Raw genomic sequence first — 16,999 nt, 5'->3', positions numbered from 1 at the left:
TTAACAAAAAATGGTGGTATCCGTTTTCACCCTTTATAACCCGTTTATTTGGGGTACAAATTGGGGTACAGTGGGGTACACAAAAAAATATATAATACCGGGCAGGTGCTAAGTAAAAAAAGTCACTCAAAAAATAAACTGTACCCTTTGTAAAGGACATTTTGAAAAAGGTTAGGCAACTTCTTTAAGCTGCAGTCTGTATTTTACAAGCTGCAGCTTTTTTAAATCCCATTGACCTTGATAATGGTTATAATAGATCATATAGCTTTTCACTTCTTGTTTTACATCTTCTAATGTCTCACAATCTTTTATATTCGTCTCATCTTTAAAATGCCCAAAGAATGATTCTTGAGGTGAGTTGTCCCAACAGTTTCCTCGGCGTGACATCGATTGACCTAAGCCCATTTGTTTCACGAGTTTTTGTAACGCTGGATTGGTATAATGAAAACCTTGATCTGAATGGATAAAGGCGTCCTGAGCTAGATGCTTTAGTTTTTTCAGTTTTTTCAAAGTGTCGAGTACAATTTCCATTGTGATGCTATCTGCTACTTCATACGCCCAAATCTCATTCGTCTCAGCGTCTTTAATTGTTGATAAATAAGCACGTTTACCATTTTTATATGTCAAATACGTGATATCTGTTAAGAGGACTTTACCAGCCACGCCTTGTTTAAATTGGCGTTCGAGCATATGTGGACACGTACGATGTTCTTGTGTGGCTTTGGCTAGACGACCGTAAGCGACAACTATGAGTATGTAATAACTGAGGACGAAAATACCTATAAAAATAATGAAGAAGAAACAAGCACTGAAAACACTGATATAGAACTATATTCTACTTATGTTGATCAAAGTGCCACTTCTAAACTAGGATCTAAAATCGTTTTACCTACTAAATACGGATCTAGCTATTATGGTTACTGTCATATTTTTAAATTGCACATGGAAAAATCAAACGGGAATTTTGGTACAAATGCAAATATTGATGGCGTAACAAAAAGCCAATTTCAATACGCTTGGTACCCTTCCGGAACTATGGACATAATTATGGAAGTTGTAAATGGTACAACTGATCTCCGTTGTGATGGTAATACATGTACTAAACAAGCTAAATCTTCTTACTTTGGAAGCCAGACTGTAAGAGTTGTTTTGGAAAGAGGTTCCACTTTCGGATCCAAAATTATACGAACTATGATTGGGTAGTTAAATCTGCATATCCTGTCCACTAGTCATTAATTTATAATAACCCTTCACCACTTATTGCAGTAAATTAGTGAAGGGTTATTTTATTTGTAGGAACGAAAGTAATCAGTTTACAATCTAACTATGAATACTGTTCTAACGACCAAGGAACGTTATTTTTATTAGAATTTGTCGGTTGTTTAAAAAGTTTAGTATTACCACATTGATGACATATTAATAAATAACGAACATGCCGAACACCAATTCCAGGTTCTTCTACATTCAAATACATACTGTAAGGTATAAATATGTCATGTTTACAAAACTGACAAAGAATAATTTTGTTAAACATTTTTATCCGACTTTTTTTGGGGAATAAAAGATAATTACTCATGTTTCTCTCACTTCCGTATATTCAATGATTGATACGTGTATCCCACTTGCATGGTCATATCGTTTTTTTTCTTGGAACATACGTGTCTCTCCACAAACCGTACAATTAAAGGATTGTAAAGTAAGTTGTTCTTTTTTTTGATTAAACGAGAAATCATCGATTTCCATGTATACTTCACGATGTGTAAACTTATCATTCTGACAAGCAGAACATACGAGCTGCTTATTAAGAATTTTTATTTTATAGATTCCTCTTCTTCTAACCATTTCTTCACCTCAATAGTAAAATAACAAATTTAGGTTTTGAATTCTCTTCTTACTTTAAAAAAACGCCATAAGCTCCTATATTATCTGGTTAAGGTTTATAATACAATTATGTTTAATATTACCAAATCATAATTAATTTCAAACTACTCATGGGATTGTTGTGTATGAAATATTGAAAAAATAATTTTGATTTTCCACATCCAGAATATAATACAAATAACATATTTTCAAAAAATCTTACTATACTTACATGCAAAGATTTTTTTACAATTTGTAAAGATAAACATCGCTAACCAAGGCTTGCCCTTTAAGCTTTCTAAGCTAACTTGTTCATTGTTTTGATTTGTAAATGAAAAATCTTATACATCAATACTCATTTCAGGTTCAAATTTATAACTGCCAAGCAAACATTTTACTTATTGAACAACACTATTTATTTTCCAAAATTAAGAAATTATCCATTTTTCACTAGAGAAATAGTGTTTATTTTTTCTGGAAAAAACGCATTTTTATTATTGATACAATAAATAACTATCTATAGAAGAACAAAGTAGACTCTTTGATGAAAATCTAGAAAAAGGATTTGTATTGTTAGATGGAACAGATTACCCTTCACCGTTCCCAAAATTCCGATATTTAGACAATTGCTAATTTACGGACAATTGTACTGCGTGATGATTTAACTAGACTAGGAAGGTTTAATGAAGAAAAGGTACGCCAACGTTTTCGTGGAGCATTTGACCCAGTCCATACATGGATGATTAAAGCAGGTTCCTCCTTTATAGGTTGTGTAGCGTTTAAACCGATATTAGATGGGTATCTGGTGGAGCATTTTTATATTCATCCCCAATACCAAGGTCAAGGTGTTGGTAGTCAAGTATTAGATTATCTGCTAATACAAGATGATGTAATAGGAAAACGGGTGACATTAAATGTCCTGCAAGGAAGGAAGCTCTGCTCAACGTCTATATGAACGGTTTGGTTTTAAAGTAGATCGTGAGGATCTTATAGACATTTACATTTCTGTAGTAGCAACGTTGAATACAAAAAAATTTACTACCGTTCTCGCTGAAGTGGATGATTCTGAAATTGAGTAACATTACGCTTTTTACGTGACTTCTTAAAACAGGCTAAATGGCGAACAATAACTTAATCATAATCAACCGTCCTTTTGTTGGACATTCTTATGTTAATTTAAGATGGTTAAGATAGGAGTGTATTAAATATGATAAATTGTTATGAAATACTTCAAATCACGAAGAATTAGAAAAACTGCTACTTATAAATGTAATAGGTTTAATTGAGGGGGTAAAAAAGCTTTATTTAACCCCTATACAATATTTGAGGTTAGGAAATAAAAGATAATTTCCCGGGGAAGCGCAAAAAACGACAAGTTCACCTCTCTCCAGGAATATTATCCGACAGTCAATTCACTATGTTTTTTATCCTAGCTACCATAACGACCTACTACTTTTAATTTATTTCTTGTCTCATAATAATTTCCTCACCTATACGTCCTTTTAGCCTCTTACCCGTATCCTCAAATCCTACTTTTAAATATAGTTTTTGTGCTGGGATATTCTCTTTATCTACCACTAAAACAATTTCATCACAATAAGGGAATTCCGCTTTCACAAACTCTACGAGTAATGTCATTCCTAGTCTGGCGTAGCCTTTCCCCTGCTCTGCATGATTAATGGAGAGTGCAGTGAGTAGCAATGCATTGGTATTATTTGTGTACTTCTTTACTCTCTCATTTGAATTGAGGATAAAGAAACCAACCGGCACATTTTCATTTAAAATCACTATTCGATGCTGACCTTCATTTATTTCCTCGAATTTGCTGGGAAGTGCAGAAAATTGTTGCTGTTCATCTGTAAGTACAAAGGAGTTCAATTCTTTTAAATATTGATTTGAAAAATGCTTTAATTCCACTCTTTTCAATTTTTCCATTTGATGTTCCTCCATTCACATTTTCTAAACTTTAACATTTTATTTAATTTTCGTCATTCTTTAATGAAATACCTAGATATTCGTACCATCAGGTTAGCACTCCAAAATCTTTTGTACCCAGTATTTTAAAAATGATTGCGGAATAAGATGTAATAATGATTTGCTTAGGGAGGTAATCAATTGAGTAAAAGCAAAGACAAAATAAATATTAATGATCTTTTTACGGGTGTTGAAAGCGAAGCTGGTAAGCTGGCTGTCATAGCCGGACTATTTTCTACATTAGGCGATGGCCTAGCGACTATTGCAGCAATTTTGGCATTAGAAGAAGCGCAGCAATCCAATTCCAGTAACGATAATAACAACAATGATAATAACGATAGTAACGCTAAGAAATTAGAAGCATTAGAAAAGCAAGTTCAATATTTAACAATTGAACTTAATAAACTTAAATACTCAAGGAAATGAAGGTGCCTGGCACTCAAACAATTCAGAATTGTTTAAGTGCCAGGCACCTATGTTTTTTCTCTTATAACAAAACGAGGTTCATAATCACTAATCACTTCAAAAATTCCATCATTATAACAGTATAGATGGTGCTCAACATTTGGTATCTCTTTACTTCCTAACCAAGGTAATTGGTCAAACCACTCAATGTAATCTGAATTGCTCATTTTGTAAAACCACTCTGCAGATTTATCAATGGCTGTTTCTTGTTCAATTGCATCATGGACAAGTGGCACTAAATCAGATCTTGGAATTTCCCCTGCATATCTAAAAGACCATACATAATCTTGAATTTGAGACATTTTATCATAAATAATATCGACCTCAGTACCTTTTCTATCAATTAATGTTAAAGATAATCCCAAATCTGTATAGTTGAATTTTGCATTTACGATTTGAGCCCTTTCTAAACAAGTTACAGGTTGCCATATATGAAGACTTCGCATACTCATATGCCCTCCTTCTTATCAAGTGACAGGCACTCAAACAATTCTGAATTGTTTGAGTGCCTGTCACCCTATTGTGCTGTGCCACGAATCGTGGCGTAATTTAACTTTCCATTCAAAATCGCCCGCTCAGCAACACTTTTCGCTTCATCTAGCCTCTTATACCAGCCACTTATAAAACGCCAACCATTTTCATTTGAGTTACCTTTTATAGGTTCAACATATGATAAATAGCCTTGTTGTAGCGCACTACTCATAGCCTCCACCATTGCCTTTTGACTACTATATTTCCCGCTTTGTATCCGAAATACTTTTGGCTCTTTGTCGATCTCCATATACTCAATTTTCTTACTTACATCTATCACAGCATAAGGCTTTAAAAAAAGCGCAATTTCCTCTAAACGACGATTAACAAGTCCTTGTAGCTTTTTTCCACCTGCATAGCTATATAATAACATCTCCTTCCCTACTTGTTCCCACTGTCTATTATTTAAATATGTTAATAGCGTACTATTTCTTAATATATATCGCCCTAAGTTATATTGGAAGCTTGCAAGTGCATCGTACTGATTTTGGTTAAGCGGGACATTGACATAGTATTCAATTGTATTTGCATGCTCCTGCGCTTGCTTTCGCAGTAGTTCCCATGCATCTTCTTTTGTTATCGTTTGTCCCTTTTCTACTAATTTTCCATTTGGCCATTTCGTTGTACCATAGCCAATTGTCCAAACATTATCACTTCCAATATAAGCATCGGCACGAAACCCTTCCCATTTTGCTATGAGATTAAGTGCATTATTGGAAATTTCCATCTTTATCCCCCTTTCTCTATTTAAATTTCTGCACCTTCTCTAGCATATTCACTTCACCTTATAGTGAATAAGGAAGGTGCCTGACACCCAAACAATTCTGAATTGTTTGGGTGTCAGGCACCATTAATAAAACGTTCTAAGTCGTTGATTCTTGTTTTTAATTGGTTTTCTCTCGCCAAAAAATAAAAGTTTCGACTATATTTTGTAGAAAGCGATTGCCAACTAACGCCCTCTGGCACAGCATTTTGTGAAATAACGGTTTGACCTATCCCTGCTTTTAATAAGGCTGCGATCATTTCGTTATTATTTAAATAAATATGTACCGGTTTGATATTGTTTTCTTTTACATACATATCCGAATAAAATTGTGTCCCCGAATCTTCTTCGCGATTGAGCCAGTAACTAGATGCAGCATCTCCAGCTAAAACAAGTTGATCGACATTTAATAGACTGCGTTTTAAGGTTCCTGTATCTACAATTTTTTCGATAAACCCTAAATCTGCTTCATTTTGTTTTAATTGTGTCACTACTTCCTCTGAATTCATCAATTGTAAGGAAAAATCTAAATCCGGAAAGTTTTCTAGAATAGACTTCATAATCGTTGGTAGATAGTAAATTCCACACGTATTCGAACAGGCAATTCGGCATTTTGTTCGGACAATTCCTTTACTATTCAATGTTTCCATCGTGTCTTCCCAGTTATCCAAAATGCTAAGTGCGCGTTGATAAAGAAAATCAGCATTACTCGTCGGCACAATCTCGTGTCGCCCTTTTCTAGTGAATAGTGTTACATCTAATTTTTTCTCTAAATTTAGTATTTGAGTGGATATTGTCGGTTGTGATAAATATAAGGCCTCCGCGGCTTTTGTAAAGTTTTTCAGTTCATATACTTTCACAAACGTTTTTAAACTTTGAAACATCAACATCACTCCTTTAATTATTTAATTTCTTAATAATTCATATTCAAATTATCAATTTCACAAATAGTATAATCCGATTTACAATGTTTATACAAGGTAAAAACGAAATAATTAAATGGAGGAAACACCATGATAAACTTTCTTAAAAACATCCCTCTACCTATCTGTGGCTTAATCTTAGCTCTCGTTTCTTTAGGCAACCTTTTAAAAACGGATAACATGCTTCTATTAGGTAACCTAATCGGGCTTATTGGAATGCTATTAATGTCTCTCGTATTGTTTAAAATTATTTTCACATTTAAACATACGCTTTCTCATTTAAAAAATCCGATTGTGGCATCTGTTGCACCAACATTTACAATGTCCTGTATGGTTATCTGTACGTACTTCCTTCACTTCGAGTCTATGAAACCATTGCTATCATTGCTATGGCTAGGTATTGTTTGTTTACACTTTATCCTAATGCTTTATTTCACATATAACTTTATAGTAATAAAATCGGTAACTATTCAAGATATTTACCCTAGTTGGTTCATTACTTTTGTTGGCATTGGTGTTATTACGGTTACATCAAGCAACTTTTATCCTGAATTTGGACGTTGGATTTTCTGGCTTACTTTAGCATTATATTTAATATTATTGCCAATCATTTTATACCGTGTCTTCCGTGTAAAAAATATGGAGGATGCTACACTGCCGCTCATTACGATTATCGCAGCACCAGGCTCACTTTGTTTAACTGGCTATTTAAATGCTTTTGACGATAAAAATGTGCTAATCGTCACTTTGCTATTTGTCTTATCTCAAGTGCTTTATTTTATGATTTTAACGAAGCTGCCAAAATTATTAGCAGTTAACTTTTATCCAAGCTATGCTGGATTCACGTTCCCTTTAGTGATTTCAGCAACTGCTATGACTGCAACGGCCGATTTTTACAACCAACTAGCACTCCCTTCAGCACTGTTCCATTGGCTAGCGATTGGAGAATCGATTATCGCGGTCATGATGGTTTTCTATGTTCTCTATAAATATGTATTGTATCTGTTAAAACAATGATAAATGCTTATGTAAATTTTTTGTCACTACTCTTCAAAAAAGTGTTAGATTGACCGCTATCAATCTAACACTTTTTGCTATGCCGTTGTTATCTGCTACAGCGATAAGCCGCAACCCCATGCTTACACTTGGATTGCTCGTGACGTTCTGTGCTTTCATCGCCTTTGCTCCCCGAATTTTCATGTGTTTTCAATTGTTATTTTTTTCATTAATTACATATCTATTCTTGAAATGAAGTATAATCTTAATAAGGAGTGTGATAGTATTTTGCTAATTGAAGTAAAAAAACAAGCGATTGACTTAACAGCTTGTGATTTAGGACAACAATGCTTTGAGCCACTAATTCGTCATTATAAAATAGGCATGTCGAATGAAATGGATATGGCTCACTTTAAAGAACAATTTTATGAGCAACTTGCTCAAGGTCAACGAGCATTATTTGTGTTTTATACGTATTTTAATCATGCCAATAAATCGCTTCTTGAATTTTACTGGTGGAGTGCCTATTACTACGCCCAACCTAAAAGTTGGCTCGCGCTGAAAGCTAGTGCGAATTATTTTGAAAATGAGCCATTACGCGCTATTTTTGAAAAGCTTGAACAGTTATTTCAACAACATCATTATCCGAACGCTTTAGCAAACTTTACGATTACACGTGAGGATCTAGCCAAAAATAGTGCGCTGCAAGCTACTATTTTTTCTCTTCATACGCAGTTTGAACAAACAACGCCGCTTACCATTAAACTAATCAACGACCACATTGAAAAAAACATACATGATTTTGTTCACTTAATTGATTAGTTTTCCACAGCATCCTTACTAAGGGTGCTGTGTTTGCTATAACATTTTATCCGTACTGATCGAATGAGGTGCTAACTCCCCAGCATCCATTTTATACACCTCGTCACATAGTAAAGTAATATCTTCAGGATTATGGCTTGCTAAAAGAATTGTTATGTCCTGCTTGCTAAAGTTACTAATCATCTCGCGCATTTCTGCTACACCAAATTCATCTAACCCATTCATCGGTTCATCCAATAATAGTAGTTTTGGCTTTTCCATAATCGCTTGTGCAATGCCTAATCGCTGCCTCATACCCAATGAATATTTACGTACAGGTCCTTTATCATTAAAATCGAGTCCAACAAATGTCAGAACATTTTCGATATCCTTATCACTGATCTTATTTTGAATCGAGGCGAGTATTTTTAAATTTTGGAAACCCGAATATTGGGTCAAAAAACCTGGTGTATCTAACAGTGCTCCAAAGGATTTCGGAAAATTACCATGCCCGATTATTTCATCAAACACCTTGACAGTGCCGCTAGTCGGAACAAAAAGCCCTGCAATCGTCTTAAACAATAAACTTTTGCCTGAGCCATTTCGACCGACGATTCCATAAGTTCCAGGCTTATCAATGACTAACGTTATATTTTTTAGCAGCTCTCGTCCTTTAATCTTTTTATATAAATTGTGGATTTCGAGTATTGTCATTTTTTCAACCCCCTTTTACCTAAACCCCTACTATTTTTTCCCGTAAGTTAATAAAAAGTATATACAGCAAAATATAGGACAAAGCGATACTTAGTAGGATTATACTATTGGCCCAAACAAAGGATATATCCTGCATTTCTCTTAAGCCGAGCAAGAAATAAGTTAGCGGCAAAAACTTGAGGGAAGATGGAAATAAATAACCGGTAGCTACCGAAGAAATCATACTGATAATAACGATGAACATAGCGAAGACTGCATTATTAATAATAAATAGAAAAATAGTATGGACAATAAGTAATAACAATGTTGTTAAAATAAATAATGTAAAATGGCTCAACAGTACTTGCCATCCATTCGTATTTAGGAACAACGATAATGCTATGTTATTGTGACCCTCTATTCTACTATTGAAGAAGGAAACGAATACTGCTGTAACCCCATAACCAATTCCAATATATCCAACTAAACTGATGCCTATCGCAATAAATATACTATGAAAGCAATGACGATAACTTTTCATTCTTTGTATTAGATACGTTGGATGGTTATGCAGTTCCCGTACTATACATGAACTCAGTGATAAGAGAATAGGAATAAAAATTAATAACCAACGTAATACGTCGAATTGGATATTTACAGGCATATAAAATATAAAGATAATTTGATTGACGAAGCTATTCGGCATGAGATCAGCGTATGAAGTATAGACAAGCATGCTATTCAGTACAAAAATGGCAACGATACATAGGACATACTTTATTTTAAAGAAAGAACATGTATAATAAGTAACCAGTTTTTTCAGCATTATTTTCTCTCTCCAATGTACATATCTTTTCTATCAATCATGTAGTATCCAATTAAATAAAGTAGCACCATTAACACAATCCAATACAGGAGAATTGTATAGGGAACTGCACTTATTGCAGATTTAGAGCTAGTATATTGAAAAATATTAATATGGTCATAAAATAAATAGGAAGATATCGGTGTTATTTTTGACAAAAACACACCTATATTCAACATGTTGACGAACAAAACAACTAAACAAGCTAATAATATCCGCCCTGTAAACACATAGCTTATGTAAAAAAGCAGTCCGAAAAACAATAAAAACAACCATAAAAGTATGACTGACATGGCAGTTAAAAAAATAGGTGTGCTATTGTTTAATAGCTCCGTATGATGTTTGTAGTAATGAATACTATAATTACTCCATTGATTTTTAAAATCTAAGACAAATATAGCTTCAAGTACCATAATGGCGACAAGCATTAAACAGAAATATGTAGCTAACTTTGCCACTCGTAAAAGGTTTGCATGATACCATTGCCGTTTTGTCGAAAATCGAAATAGCAAATAGTTTTGTACATTCCCTAGTGAAAAGTATGAAATAAGCATCATTGTAAAAGCAGGCATGATCACATAAAAAAGAGGATGAAACTCTGTTAGATGAAGTAATAAATCAAAAATATTGCCTTCGACTACTTTTGTTGATCGCAATAAATTATAGAAGTATAGCATCAACACAATATAAACGAAAATAATGCTTTTCTTCGGTGTATATAGCTTTAATTGTGTTTTACTCTTTAAAGCGTTCTTCAACCTTTGCTGTCCCTCCTATAAAAAATAGTGTCATCCCTACTACAAAAAGTGCTATGCCATATAGAACAGTTTGTCCAATATTAGATTTATCAATGATATCCACATCAAATAATGCCATCGCATTGAATGCAGGATGAATTTTCGCCAATACTGTCACTGATAAAATTAAATAAATAAATGGTATAAATAACGCTATATATTGATTTTGAATGATCGCTGATATTCCTAAGCCTAGCGTTGCAAAAATCATCCCACAACAAAACATAATGCCAATCATTATTATCATCATAAGGATTGGAGAATTTACACCGATACTTTGAAAAAATTGTACAGGAGCTAATCTTCGTTCTGGTCTTAACATTGGTACATTTAAGAGAAGCTTTAAAACCATTAGAAATATAAATGCAATAGTAGGACCAATTGCAACAGCTACCCCTCCTGCAAGTGCATTGACCGCTAAACGAATGCTCATATAGCGGCTTTTTTTCATACGGTATTGTATATAATGGTGGAATCCTGTTTGAATATCTGTTCGATAAGAATTCGCAAATGGCATACATGCAATAATTGGAAACGCAATAACAATAAAGGAGGCAGTTCCAGCATTATAGCCTTGTAAAAAGGTGTAGACAATTGAAATCACTCCGCTATTAATCCATATTAATGCTTCCAGCATACCGATAAATACTAGTAAAATAGAGGATGCTATTGTGATAAGTCCCATTTTGGATAATAAAGCTCTTTTCAACTCTTGCCTAATATACATAATCATGTTTAACACCTCAACTTTCACCAATTCCAATCCATGGATTGAATGACCAAAAATTGAGTCTCTAATACTACATTAAATTAATTAGGTGTCCACGTTCCCTTAGTATCTACTGTTTCTAACGTACCTGGAGAAGTTGATATATTTAAGTGAACGTTTTCCCCTATTAATGAACTGGCATTTCCTAAGTAATCCATTGGAATGGTCGTACGTTCTGAGTATGTCCCTTTTGTCGTAACATTCCTAGTCCCCTTTTCAACCCATGACACCAATTTGCCCCTCTGAATATACGATACTAAATTGTAAGCACTGCCCGTAGTTTCTTTAATAGCATCATTAGTCTCTAAATCATGGAATCTCGGCACTTTTCCTGAGTATTCGTGAAATGTTGGGGTCGCATTTGCAAATGAACCAAACCCTATAGTGAACAAACTAATAGCTACAATACTAGCAAAAAGTTTAAATCTCTTCATTTTGCTTTCCTCCGAATTGTAAGTTGTTTCGCTATTTTTGGTCATTCAATTATTAAAATTTTACTATTATTCAGTTTATTTTGTAAAGTACCTTTTGTTAAAATTAGTACATTTATCCGGTTTTTTCACGGTAAAAGATGCAAAATCATTATATTATCCTGAATTAATTTCGGTTAATACAAAAAGCCCAGTTACTTTTTTAAATAAGTAACTGGGCTTGGGGTAATGTGTATAGTTTAGCGATTGACCCCCAAATTCATAGAACGCCTTAGAAGAAGCAATATAAACTAGCTTAAATCGAGACTTACCATAGCCAATATCTAGCTCCCTGTGTGACAATAAATCTGTCAAGCCATGTTTCAAAGTTCATAGGTAATCTTTGAATGTCCCCATCTTGAACATAGATAAGATAATCCTCTTCCCCATTAGCAACTTTTTGCGAATCAATGAACATATAGTCGCCATATCCTCTATAATTACCCATCATAAACCAATTTTTATCATAGGCACTTTGATAATATAGATTTGTCTCATATTCTTGGATATAATTTAATATCTCGCTTACATTAAATATTTCAAAGAAATCATAACCAAGACCTTCAACATTAAACAATTTCGCACCATTACTCTGTTTTAAAAATTGGCACAATTCTTTCGGTAACACATGTTGCGTTTTTACAGAGAATTCCTGTAATTCATCATCTGCTATTGGACGATTCCACTCACAGGTTACATTTAAAATTTCTCCATGTTCCATTTGTATGGTCATGCTGTTCTCATTATCTAATCTGCTCTTTAAGGACGTTAAGATTAATTCAATTGCCATACTAATTTTACCTACTTTCTAATAGTTTACCCACCAAGGAGATACAGTAGCTCTATGAAATGCATATGGCAAAGGAATTAAATTGCTATAATCTTTATTTCCTCCCCATTTACACGGTCTAATATGATGGATTTCATAATCATTCCAATTTAAAGATCCATAGTTTTTATCATACCATGCTCTATATGCTGCTCTATCAGATTTAGTCAAAGCACAAGAAGAACTAGAATTCGCTGACCAAGTTGTAGTAGCAGGTTTAGTCATTACTTTTTTAGACTTAGGATCTGTATATTCTGGATATTTCATTCCTTTTTTATTCAACAACCAAGGTCCTTCATTTTTAGCACTCGCACGATAAGATGCATTTGGATAATTAGCGTATGCTATTGAATCCGATTTCCAATAATATCTCTCCTTTATAAGTTTTAGTATTTTCCCAATTTATAGTCATTATTTTAGTGTGTTTAATAGGAGGAATTTTAACTCGTGTCTGATATTAATCATCACCTCAACCTTCACTATCTCTAATTAGTTATTGAATGACCAAAATTTATTCGAACTTTCATGTTTCCTTTTTCAACCTACGAAAACAAATCGTAAGCACTGCCCGTAGTTTCTTTAACAGCATCATTGGTCTCTAAATCATGAAATCTCGGCACTTTCCCTGAGTATTCGTGAAATGTTGGGGCCGCATTTGCAAATGAACTAAACCCTATAGTCAATAAACTAACAGCTACAATACTAGCAAAAAGTTATACTTCTTCATTTTGCTGTCCTCCGAATTGTAAAATGTTTCACTGTTTTGGTCATTCAATTATTATAATTTTAATATTATTCAGTTTATTTTGTGAAGTATTTTTTGTTAAAATTAATACATTCGATTGTTATTTTATTAGTATACGAGATAAAGTTAATACTATTTCTTTTTTCTACCGTTCCGTTATATAGGGTCAGTATATTCTAGATATTTTATTCTTTTTTATCTTAGGCTATTTTCGCAAGATCGTTGTTTTTAATTTATAATTAATCGTTAATCACCACCAATACTTCACAAAAATGTATCTATTTATATTTTAATGCATCTAATTAATAGTAGAATCAACTTGGAGGTGGTTATATGAAAAAAACTTTTTTCCTAATATTATTGGTAAGCCTATTATTACTTTCTGCGTGTGCTAATGTAGGTACTTATGCAAAAACGCAATCATTAGAAGAGTTTTTTAAAGATGCAAAAATTGAAAATGTAGATAAAGTTATCATTCAAGATGGTTCAACTGGTGCTTCTAAAATAATAACTAAGCAGGAAGATATCGGTGAATTTCTATCTCTTATTAAAGCAATTGAATTTACTCCACAAGATAATCAAGAAGAGCGTAGCGGCTGGCGGTATGGTATTACTCTTTTTAATGGCGAAAAAGAATTTAAGTTTACTCTAAATCACATTGCCAATACCTATTACAATTCAAATCCAGATATTCATCCAATTGTAGATAACTATTATAAACAATTAGACATTGAAGAAGAATAAAGGCTTTAAATGTGGTCATAAACACAACGATTTATACGAAAACAACCTTATTCAACAACCACGATCCTTCATTTTTAGCACTCCCATGTTAAGGTGCATTTAAAGTTTATATTTCTTCAGTTTGCTCTGCTTTGAATTATACTATTTTTCACTATTTTCAGTCATTAATAATTTCACTATTATTCAGTTTATTTAACGAAGTAGTTTTTGTTAAAATTATTATATTTGATCGATTTATTAACCATTCGTGAGATAAAAACACTTTTTTTCATTGCGTGATATACAAAAAAGATGCCGGAACAAAAGGCAAAAGTGTTAGATTGACTGTGATCAATCTAACACTTTTTGTTATAAACGCTGTTGTTCGGTTCAGCCGGTGCTTTCTGGGCATTGCTTTTCTCTTCATATTTAAGAACTTCGCCCTTATATTTTTATATATACTAATATATCTGCTTAGTTTAGTATTCCCTCATTTGAATTATTCGGCTGTTCTACTGGTGTCTCCGGTTTTGGATCGCTCGGCTGTTCTACTGGCTCCTCTGGTTTTGGTTCGTTGGGCTGCTCTACTGGCGTTTCCGGTTTTGGATCGCTCGGCTGTTCTACTGGCTCCTCTGGTTTTGGTTCGTTGGGCTGCTCTACTGGCGTTTCCGGATTTGGTTCGTTCGGTTGCTCTACTGGTGCCTCTGGTTCTGGTTTGTTCGGTTGTTCCACTGGCGTCTCCGGTTTTGGATTATACGGAGGCTCCGTTATTTTCACTGGTATTGGAACTTTGTTATCATTTTTTAATTCATTACCAAATAATGTTTTAAGCCCATTTACCACTATAACAGGTGTTTTTGTTGAGTCTAGTTGGAAACCATTATGCAGTTTAATAATAATTGTCTTTTTATCCTCAGATAAATCGAAACTATCTAAATTTGAATCTAATGGGACACTATTAATTGTAATCTTAGATAAATCGATAGAAGCTAAATCAATCTGTGCAGTCAATGTCAATTCCAGCTTGTTCCCCGACATGAACTCTGCTCCCGATACTTCAAGCGGTTGTTTTATTTCAACCAATTTTTTTGATTCAAACGCGCCAGAAGCAAGCTGTTCACGTAGCGCAGGGGTCTTACCCCCGAAGCTACCATCCGAGCCAGCTGCTAGTAATTTTTTCTCAAGCGCCAATGCAACATAGCCCTTTGCCCAATCGGAAACGGTTTTATCTGAAGTACCTTGAGATTGTTGGGCTTCATTTTCCATTCCTAATCCTCGAACTAAGAATGCTGCTAATTGTTCTTTTGTTACATTACCAGTAGGATTAAATGTTGTTGATGTTGTACCAGTCGTTATCCCTGCTGACTTAAGTGCTTCAATATAAGGTAATGCATACGAATCTGACTGAACATCTGAAAATGACGATGTTGTAATAGATGCATCAACCTTTAGACCAAAAATAAGTGCTGCTACTTTCGCAAATTGTGCACGATTCATTTCTTCTTTCAATCCAAAAGTACCATCGCTGACACCATCAAAAATACCAGCAGATATTAATGCATCAAACTTTTTTTTCGTAGCCTCGTCCAAATCATTTAAATCTGTGAAATCTGTGCTTGTCTTCGCCTCACTAACGACAACTCCTAACGATGTTACAGACGACAGCGCTAACGTGATTGTTAAAAACGAACTTAATAGTTTTTTGTTCCTCATATACTTTAACCACCCTCTTAAATTTTTTAAAAGTTTGATTCATTTTATCCTAAAAAAACCAATTATAAAAGGAAAACTTATCCTATTTATTTATTTTTTTCATTTCCATTAAGTTCATCACGCTGTCTTTTTTAATTCCTTCTATCTCAATTAAAGTTTCTATTTTATTAATGTGTAAGTTAACGGTTTAGCGTTTTATCTCAAATTCCTGTGGACCGGCATATGGCGGGGCGATGTCATATTCATAGAAGAAGATAACAGGGTTGCCTTGTTCATTAATATAGAAGTTTTTAGACGTATACTCATCTATGCCACCTGTTCCCTTTGAAGCATAATATTCCTGATAGTACCACCATAGGTTTTCATCGGCCTTTGCACGTTCTTTTACTTGACGTTCTATCTCTGGATCTACAATTTTCTCATAATCTTGACCTAGTAAGTCAACGAGCGTTAGTTCTTTCCCTGTTGTCAAATCAATATTATAAAAATATTTTGTGTCGAATGTTAAGCCGTTCGTTGTTTCTGTTTCGTTTATGATAAATGATAAAGTCTGTGCATTTGAACTTTTCACTTCATAATCAAATTTATATGTGCTAGGCGTATATTCGTTACTATCTCTTGCATCCTCTCCTTCTCCAAGGAAGTTTTTCTTAAATTCTGCGGAATCTTGTTTTGCTTTCTCAGCAAGACTTTCAATTTCTTCCTTAATCATCGTATTAATACGATTTTCTAATGATAGATTACCAATATCAGTGAATTTCGGAATTTTAATATGCGCATCAATTGAATCTGTTTTTTCGATATACTCATCAATTGTAATAACTTTCACTACCGCACCGAGTACGGGTACTTTTGATACTGCTAATGCAAACGTGGAGCTAAAGTTTACAAAAAGCATAAATAGTAGACAGGCCGTTAACGGAATAACAATAACTTTCATTTTCATAAAAGTTAATAAATCTTTCTTCTTCGGTATCGTTTCATTTGCAGCTATTGTCAGTACTTTTTTTCGTAACCTTTCCTTGTTCGCTAAGTTTTCTTCAATAACGCGCTTTAATACTTTGCGTTCTTGTTCGTTCATA

General features: G+C 33.9%; 20 protein-coding genes and 2 pseudogenes. 6 read left to right on the top strand and 16 right to left on the bottom strand.

The window, feature by feature from the left end; translation table 11 throughout:
• Nucleotides 1–171 precede the first annotated feature (171 nt).
• From ACKVEV_RS05275 to ACKVEV_RS05265, 3 genes and pseudogenes are all read right to left on the bottom strand, one after another.
• Nucleotides 172–738, bottom strand: a pseudogene (locus ACKVEV_RS05275) (IS3 family transposase); the annotation flags it as partial.
• An 834-nt stretch (nt 739–1,572) separates the two neighbouring features.
• Entirely contained in the window at nt 1,573–1,842 is a 270-nt protein-coding gene (locus ACKVEV_RS05270; RefSeq protein ID WP_409369364.1) for a hypothetical protein, read from the bottom strand.
• Nucleotides 1,843–2,099: 257 nt separating this feature from the next.
• A pseudogene (locus ACKVEV_RS05265) lies at nt 2,100–2,219 on the bottom strand (SCO family protein); the annotation flags it as partial.
• A 380-nt stretch (nt 2,220–2,599) separates the two neighbouring features.
• Between ACKVEV_RS05265 and ACKVEV_RS05260 the strand changes: the two are divergent.
• A complete protein-coding gene (locus tag ACKVEV_RS05260; protein ID WP_409369363.1) occupies nt 2,600–2,815 on the top strand; it encodes a GNAT family N-acetyltransferase in 216 nt (71 codons plus the stop codon).
• Nucleotides 2,775–2,939 (top strand): hypothetical protein, encoded by a 165-nt coding sequence (locus ACKVEV_RS05255; RefSeq protein ID WP_409370613.1) that lies wholly within the window; start codon nt 2,775–2,777, stop codon nt 2,937–2,939. Before ACKVEV_RS05260 ends, ACKVEV_RS05255 begins: the two co-directional genes overlap by 41 nt.
• A gap of 376 nt (nt 2,940–3,315) precedes the next feature.
• Here the strand turns inward: ACKVEV_RS05255 and ACKVEV_RS05250 are convergent, their stop codons facing one another.
• On the bottom strand, nt 3,316–3,795 hold the full coding sequence (locus ACKVEV_RS05250) for a GNAT family N-acetyltransferase (RefSeq protein WP_409369362.1): 480 nt from the start codon (nt 3,793–3,795) through the stop codon (nt 3,316–3,318).
• Between the two features lie 180 nt (nt 3,796–3,975).
• Between ACKVEV_RS05250 and ACKVEV_RS05245 the strand changes: the two genes are divergently transcribed.
• Nucleotides 3,976–4,260 carry a hypothetical protein gene (locus ACKVEV_RS05245; protein WP_409369361.1) on the top strand — a complete coding sequence of 95 codons (285 nt, stop codon included), beginning with the start codon at nt 3,976–3,978 and terminating at the stop codon, nt 4,258–4,260.
• Between the two features lie 47 nt (nt 4,261–4,307).
• Here the strand turns inward: ACKVEV_RS05245 and ACKVEV_RS05240 are convergent, their stop codons facing one another.
• From ACKVEV_RS05240 to ACKVEV_RS05230, 3 genes are all read right to left on the bottom strand, one after another.
• Complete coding sequence (locus ACKVEV_RS05240; protein ID WP_409369360.1) at nt 4,308–4,751, bottom strand: hypothetical protein; 444 nt, start codon at nt 4,749–4,751, stop codon at nt 4,308–4,310.
• Nucleotides 4,752–4,816: 65 nt separating this feature from the next.
• Nucleotides 4,817–5,557 (bottom strand): lysozyme, encoded by a 741-nt coding sequence (locus ACKVEV_RS05235; RefSeq protein WP_409369359.1) that lies wholly within the window; start codon nt 5,555–5,557, stop codon nt 4,817–4,819.
• A gap of 113 nt (nt 5,558–5,670) precedes the next feature.
• Nucleotides 5,671–6,477 (bottom strand): LysR family transcriptional regulator, encoded by an 807-nt coding sequence (locus ACKVEV_RS05230; protein WP_409369358.1) that lies wholly within the window; start codon nt 6,475–6,477, stop codon nt 5,671–5,673.
• A 129-nt stretch (nt 6,478–6,606) separates the two neighbouring features.
• Between ACKVEV_RS05230 and ACKVEV_RS05225 the strand changes: the two genes are divergently transcribed.
• Nucleotides 6,607–7,533: a TDT family transporter gene (locus ACKVEV_RS05225; RefSeq protein WP_409369357.1), complete on the top strand. Its 927-nt coding sequence runs from the start codon at nt 6,607–6,609 to the stop codon at nt 7,531–7,533.
• Nucleotides 7,534–7,800: 267 nt separating this feature from the next.
• Nucleotides 7,801–8,334: a hypothetical protein gene (locus ACKVEV_RS05220; RefSeq protein WP_409369356.1), complete on the top strand. Its 534-nt coding sequence runs from the start codon at nt 7,801–7,803 to the stop codon at nt 8,332–8,334.
• 36 nt (nt 8,335–8,370) lie between these two features.
• Here the strand turns inward: ACKVEV_RS05220 and ACKVEV_RS05215 are convergent, their stop codons facing one another.
• From ACKVEV_RS05215 to ACKVEV_RS05185, 7 genes are all read right to left on the bottom strand, one after another.
• Nucleotides 8,371–9,027, bottom strand: a complete 657-nt coding sequence (locus tag ACKVEV_RS05215; RefSeq protein WP_409369355.1) for an ATP-binding cassette domain-containing protein — start codon at nt 9,025–9,027, stop codon at nt 8,371–8,373.
• Between the two features lie 19 nt (nt 9,028–9,046).
• Nucleotides 9,047–9,832, bottom strand: a complete 786-nt coding sequence (locus tag ACKVEV_RS05210) for a hypothetical protein (RefSeq protein ID WP_409369354.1) — start codon at nt 9,830–9,832, stop codon at nt 9,047–9,049.
• Nucleotides 9,832–10,629: a hypothetical protein gene (locus ACKVEV_RS05205; RefSeq protein WP_409369353.1), complete on the bottom strand. Its 798-nt coding sequence runs from the start codon at nt 10,627–10,629 to the stop codon at nt 9,832–9,834. Before ACKVEV_RS05205 ends, ACKVEV_RS05210 begins: the two co-directional genes overlap by 1 nt.
• Nucleotides 10,607–11,401 carry a hypothetical protein gene (locus tag ACKVEV_RS05200; RefSeq protein ID WP_409369352.1) on the bottom strand — a complete coding sequence of 265 codons (795 nt, stop codon included), beginning with the start codon at nt 11,399–11,401 and terminating at the stop codon, nt 10,607–10,609. Before ACKVEV_RS05200 ends, ACKVEV_RS05205 begins: the two co-directional genes overlap by 23 nt.
• Nucleotides 11,402–11,478: 77 nt before the next feature.
• On the bottom strand, nt 11,479–11,871 hold the full coding sequence (locus ACKVEV_RS05195) for a hypothetical protein (RefSeq protein ID WP_409369351.1): 393 nt from the start codon (nt 11,869–11,871) through the stop codon (nt 11,479–11,481).
• Nucleotides 11,872–12,175: 304 nt separating this feature from the next.
• On the bottom strand, nt 12,176–12,697 hold the full coding sequence (locus ACKVEV_RS05190) for an SMI1/KNR4 family protein (RefSeq protein ID WP_409369350.1): 522 nt from the start codon (nt 12,695–12,697) through the stop codon (nt 12,176–12,178).
• Between the two features lie 18 nt (nt 12,698–12,715).
• Nucleotides 12,716–13,018 carry an HNH endonuclease gene (locus ACKVEV_RS05185; RefSeq protein ID WP_409369349.1) on the bottom strand — a complete coding sequence of 101 codons (303 nt, stop codon included), beginning with the start codon at nt 13,016–13,018 and terminating at the stop codon, nt 12,716–12,718.
• Nucleotides 13,019–13,814: 796 nt separating this feature from the next.
• Here ACKVEV_RS05185 and ACKVEV_RS05180 point away from each other — a divergent pair.
• Entirely contained in the window at nt 13,815–14,225 is a 411-nt protein-coding gene (locus ACKVEV_RS05180; RefSeq protein ID WP_409369348.1) for a hypothetical protein, read from the top strand.
• A gap of 453 nt (nt 14,226–14,678) precedes the next feature.
• On the opposite strand, the gene ACKVEV_RS05175 is transcribed toward ACKVEV_RS05180, so the two are convergent.
• Together ACKVEV_RS05175 and ACKVEV_RS05170 are read right to left on the bottom strand one after the other, a co-directional pair.
• Nucleotides 14,679–15,917: an S-layer homology domain-containing protein gene (locus tag ACKVEV_RS05175; protein WP_409369347.1), complete on the bottom strand. Its 1,239-nt coding sequence runs from the start codon at nt 15,915–15,917 to the stop codon at nt 14,679–14,681.
• 187 nt (nt 15,918–16,104) lie between these two features.
• The gene (locus tag ACKVEV_RS05170) at nt 16,105–16,998 is read right to left on the bottom strand and encodes a DUF3298 domain-containing protein (protein ID WP_409369346.1); all 894 of its coding nucleotides are present in this window, start codon (nt 16,996–16,998) and stop codon (nt 16,105–16,107) included.
• Nucleotide 16,999 lies beyond the last annotated feature (1 nt).

The organism is Lysinibacillus sp. 38-6 (genome assembly GCF_046245175.1).
In the GTDB taxonomy this organism is placed as follows: domain Bacteria; phylum Bacillota; class Bacilli; order Bacillales_A; family Planococcaceae; genus Lysinibacillus.
Note: the sequence above shows the minus strand (reverse complement) of the source record. Positions and strands in the feature narration are given on the sequence as shown.

Coding starts and splice junctions, on each gene's coding strand:
- ACKVEV_RS05240 (WP_409369360.1), bottom strand. CDS start 4,751: ATGAGTATGCGAAGTCTTCATATATGGCAACCTGTAACTTGTTTAGAA.
- ACKVEV_RS05180 (WP_409369348.1), top strand. CDS start 13,815: ATGAAAAAAACTTTTTTCCTAATATTATTGGTAAGCCTATTATTACTT.
- ACKVEV_RS05260 (WP_409369363.1), top strand. CDS start 2,600: ATGATTAAAGCAGGTTCCTCCTTTATAGGTTGTGTAGCGTTTAAACCG.
- ACKVEV_RS05195 (WP_409369351.1), bottom strand. CDS start 11,871: ATGAAGAGATTTAAACTTTTTGCTAGTATTGTAGCTATTAGTTTGTTC.
- ACKVEV_RS05225 (WP_409369357.1), top strand. CDS start 6,607: ATGATAAACTTTCTTAAAAACATCCCTCTACCTATCTGTGGCTTAATC.
- ACKVEV_RS05190 (WP_409369350.1), bottom strand. CDS start 12,697: ATGGCAATTGAATTAATCTTAACGTCCTTAAAGAGCAGATTAGATAAT.
- ACKVEV_RS05255 (WP_409370613.1), top strand. CDS start 2,775: ATGTCCTGCAAGGAAGGAAGCTCTGCTCAACGTCTATATGAACGGTTT.
- ACKVEV_RS05200 (WP_409369352.1), bottom strand. CDS start 11,401: ATGATTATGTATATTAGGCAAGAGTTGAAAAGAGCTTTATTATCCAAA.
- ACKVEV_RS05175 (WP_409369347.1), bottom strand. CDS start 15,917: ATGAGGAACAAAAAACTATTAAGTTCGTTTTTAACAATCACGTTAGCG.
- ACKVEV_RS05270 (WP_409369364.1), bottom strand. CDS start 1,842: ATGGTTAGAAGAAGAGGAATCTATAAAATAAAAATTCTTAATAAGCAG.
- ACKVEV_RS05170 (WP_409369346.1), bottom strand. CDS start 16,998: ATGAACGAACAAGAACGCAAAGTATTAAAGCGCGTTATTGAAGAAAAC.
- ACKVEV_RS05230 (WP_409369358.1), bottom strand. CDS start 6,477: ATGTTTCAAAGTTTAAAAACGTTTGTGAAAGTATATGAACTGAAAAAC.
- ACKVEV_RS05250 (WP_409369362.1), bottom strand. CDS start 3,795: ATGGAAAAATTGAAAAGAGTGGAATTAAAGCATTTTTCAAATCAATAT.
- ACKVEV_RS05210 (WP_409369354.1), bottom strand. CDS start 9,832: ATGCTGAAAAAACTGGTTACTTATTATACATGTTCTTTCTTTAAAATA.
- ACKVEV_RS05215 (WP_409369355.1), bottom strand. CDS start 9,027: ATGACAATACTCGAAATCCACAATTTATATAAAAAGATTAAAGGACGA.
- ACKVEV_RS05235 (WP_409369359.1), bottom strand. CDS start 5,557: ATGGAAATTTCCAATAATGCACTTAATCTCATAGCAAAATGGGAAGGG.